Below are 3,720 nucleotides of genomic sequence, written 5' to 3' on the forward strand. Positions count from 1 at the left end.
CGGCCCTGTCTCATATTCGGTGGTGACGCAGAGTCGTGGAGGTCGTTGATAGTCACGTGAAGGATGTCAACGAGCTTGTGCAGATGGTGTTTTCGGGTCTGTCCCCGCTGGTCACCGAGGATGTGGTCGACGAGGGCGAGCGGATCGTGGTGCGGGCACGAACGCCGCAGGACACGGCGGTCTGCCCAGTGTGCGGGGCGTCGTCGGGGCGCGTGCACGGCTACCACTGGCGGACTGTGGCTGACGTACCGATCGACAGCCGACGGGTGGTGGTCCGTGTGCGTGTACGGCGTCTGGTGTGCCCCACCCGCGGCTGCCGACATACCTTCCGCGAGCAGGTGCCCGGAGTCCTGGACCGATACCAGCGACGCACCACCCGCCTGACCAGGCAAGTCAAGGGCGTGGTCAAGGAGTTAGCGGGCCGGGCGGGGGCACGTTTGCTGGCGATACTCGCGTCGGGCGTCTCGCGTCACACGGCCCTGCGTACCCTGTTGCGCATCCCGCTGCCCACAGGGCGGACGCCCCGCGTGATCGGCGTCGACGACTTCGCTCTGCGCCGGCGGCACCGCTACGCCACCGTGATCATCGATGCCGAGACGCATGAGCGGATCGACGTGCTGCCCGACCGCACGGCAGACACCCTGGAGGAGTGGCTACGCGAACATCCAGGCATCGAAGTCGTCTGCCGCGACGGCTCCGCGACCTACGCCGAGGCCATCCGCCGCGCCCTGCCCCGTGCGACGCAGGTCGGTGATCGGTGGCATCTGTGGCACAACCTGTGCGAAGCCGTCTTGAGCGAGGTCAAGGCGCACAGCACCTGCTGGGCCACCGTACTGGACGCGCCTATCTACGACGGACCCCGCGCCCAGACCACCCTGGAACGCTGGCACCAGGTCCACGGCCTGCTCGATCAGGGCGTGGGCCTGCTCGAATGCGCCCGCCGCCTGGAACTGGCCCTGAACACCGTCAAACGCTACGCGCGAGCCGACCGGCCCGAGCGCATGCTCCGCGTCCCCAAGTATCGCGCCAGCCTCGTCGACCCCTACCGCGAGCACCTGCGCAAACGCCGGGCCGAGGACCCCGGCGTCCCCGTCCAGCACCTCTTCGAAGAGATCAAGGCCCTCGGATTCACCGGCTGCCTGAACCTTCTGCACAAGTACATCAACCAGGGCCGTGCGGACGCCGACCGCAGCCACATCTCCCCGCGCCGCCTCGCTCGGATGATCCTCACCCGACCCGACAACCTCAAGAGCGAGAATCGCCATCTTCTGGCCCGGCTCACCGCCGCCTGCCCTGAGATGACCCAACTGACCGCCTGCATCGGTGACTTCGCCGAACTCCTGACTCCTCGCCCAGAACATGCCGCCAAGCTCGATCCCTGGATCACCCAGGTCCGCACAGCCGATCTGCCTCATCTGCACGCCTTCACCCGCGGCCTGGACCGAGACCGCGACGCCGTGATCGCCGCGCTCACGCTTCCGTACAGCAACGGCCCCACTGAGGGTGTCAACACCAAGACCAAGCGGATCGCGCGCCAGATGCACGGGCGAGCAGGTTTCACCCTTCTTCGCCACCGCATCCTCCTCGGATAGCGACACTCTCCGTCACCACCGAATGTGAGACAGGGCCGCTCTTTTGACAGACCCCTCAACTTTGAAGACCCGGCAATTGTCCCCAGGGCGAGTGCGGGGTCATGGTCCCGAGCCGTCAGGAGCTGCGGAGTGTCGTGCCGATTTCGGCGAGAAAGTGGTCGAGGTCATCCGGAGTGCGGGAGGTGACGAGGGTGTAGCCTTCCGCGTCGTCCCGTACGACTGGTTGGTCCGTCCAGGACGCGGCGCCCGCGTTCTGGATGTCAGTGCGCAGGGAGACGTAGGACGTGAGGGCCTTGCCTCCGATGACGTCGGCCTCCACCAGGGACCAGGGCCCATGGCAGATCGCCGCGATGGGTCGGCCCGAGGAAGCGAACGACTGCACCATGCCGATGGCCTTGTCGTCGAGCCTTAGGGTATCTGCGTTGACTGTGCCGCCCGGGATCAGCAGGAGTTCGTAGTCGGCGGGATCGACTTCGGCGAAGGTGGCGTTCGGCTGCACCACCTGACCCGGGTCCTTGTCATTGACCAGCGTGTGGATCGGGCGGTCTTCGGCGGCGGCGACGGTGACCTCGGCTCCATCCCCGCGCAGCCGCTCGGTCGGGACGATGAGCTCGTCCTGCTCGACACCGTAGTTCGTGACGATCGCCAGGACGCGGCGGCCGCTGAGGGGCTTGTCTGCCATGGTGTTCCTTCTCGGTTGGCTAAGAGGAAGCCCGGGAAGGGCTCTCGGGCTGGGCAGTGTGGGAACCTGTACGGCCCCGCAACCAGACGTCAGTCTTGGACCGGTGTGCCTGGACTGATGTCGTACGCCTTCTGCAGGAGGACGGGGCGGCTGCCGTCGTTGAGCTGCCGGTCCCACGGGGCGTCAACCTGTTGGCCGGCCTGCGGCTCCATCTCTTCGGGCGGCAAATTACGGTAGCGCCGTTCCTCACCGAGCAGGACCCGCACCGTGCGCTGGTAGACCGGTTCGGGGTCGTACTGCTCGTGCGCGGCGTAGTCGTAGAGGCGGCCTGCGGAGTCGTCGCGCCATTCCTTCCACGTCTCGAACATGATGTCATTGACCGGTCAGGAAGGGCCGGGAATTGATCGTGGCGACCGTGACGCCGAACTCGGCCAGTTCCTGGTCCAGCGCGTCCGCAAACGCCTCCACCGCCTGCTTCGATCCGGCGTAGCCCCAGGTGAACGGGTCGACGGTGAGCCCGGCGACCGAGGACATGAAGACGATGCGCCCGCTGCGGCGCGCGGCCGTCTGCCGGGCGATGCCCTGAGTGAGCAGGACAGGCCCGAAGACGTTGACCTCGAACTGGCGGCGCAGCCGTTCCTCAGGGATGTCTGCGGCGGCGCCGTCTTCGGAGACACCTGCGTTGTTGAGCAGGATCTCGACGTCCCAGGTCCAGGCGTTCTCGCGATCGCCGGAGTCGGTGACGTCGAGTTTCTCGACCCCCGCAGGTCGACACCCCGCTCCCGCGCCGCGGTGGCCTGGGCGATGATCTTCACGCCCGGGATCACCTGGTGCCCGGCCGCTGTGAGCCGCAGGGCGACCTCCTTGCCGAAGCGGCTGCCCGCTCCGGCGATGATAACCGTTCTCGCCACGATAGTTGAGCCTTCCTGTACTGGGGGCTGGCCTGTTCCGGAGATCGATCCTCGGCTGCCCTGGCCCTGCCGCCGTATCCGCAGCTGGCTACAAGGCTGCGGCTGCGGCCTCTGCTACAGCGGTGTCCTGCTCGCGTGAGCCACCGCTGACTCCGGCCCCGACCACCGTCTCCCCGTCGACCATGAGGGGCATTCCGCCCGCGAAGACCAGTACCCGGCCCAGACCCGACAGGGCCATCCCCCAGAACTGCCCGCCCGGCTCGAAGTTTCAGGTCAGATCGCCGGTGGCCGACCGGAAGAGAAGGCTGGTGTGCGCCTTGTCGATGGAGTGCTCGATGCTGCCGGGCTGGGTTCCGTCCATCCGCACGGGAGCGACCAGACTGCCGCCCGCAGCAGCGACGGCGATGTTGCTGGGAGAGCCGATATGGTCTGTCTCGGGGGGGGGCCCGGGGGGGGGGCGGGGGGGGGGGGCGCGGCCCCCCGGGGGGGGGGGGGGGGGTTGGGGCCGGGGGGGGCGCCCCGGGGGGGGGCCCGG

The 3,720-nt window shown here is 68.1% G+C and carries 2 protein-coding genes and 2 pseudogenes; 1 reads left to right on the top strand and 3 read right to left on the bottom strand.

Annotated elements, in window-relative coordinates; all coding sequences use genetic code 11:
- Positions 1–83 precede the first annotated feature (83 nt).
- Positions 84–1,592, top strand: a complete 1,509-nt coding sequence (locus LCE31_RS36800) for an ISL3 family transposase (RefSeq protein WP_225022340.1) — start codon at positions 84–86, stop codon at positions 1,590–1,592.
- A 115-nt stretch (positions 1,593–1,707) separates the two neighbouring features.
- Here the strand turns inward: LCE31_RS36800 and LCE31_RS36805 are convergent, their stop codons facing one another.
- The 3 genes and pseudogenes from LCE31_RS36805 to LCE31_RS36815 form a co-directional block, all read right to left on the bottom strand.
- Positions 1,708–2,274 (bottom strand): type 1 glutamine amidotransferase domain-containing protein, encoded by a 567-nt coding sequence (locus LCE31_RS36805; protein ID WP_225022342.1) that lies wholly within the window; start codon positions 2,272–2,274, stop codon positions 1,708–1,710.
- An 89-nt stretch (positions 2,275–2,363) separates the two neighbouring features.
- A pseudogene (locus LCE31_RS36810) lies at positions 2,364–3,185 on the bottom strand (SDR family oxidoreductase).
- A gap of 88 nt (positions 3,186–3,273) precedes the next feature.
- A pseudogene (locus LCE31_RS36815) lies at positions 3,274–3,609 on the bottom strand (GlcG/HbpS family heme-binding protein).
- Positions 3,610–3,720: the final 111 nt, after the last annotated feature.

This window comes from Streptomyces sp. 8L, from assembly GCF_020176795.1.
Lineage (GTDB): Bacteria > Actinomycetota > Actinomycetes > Streptomycetales > Streptomycetaceae > Streptomyces.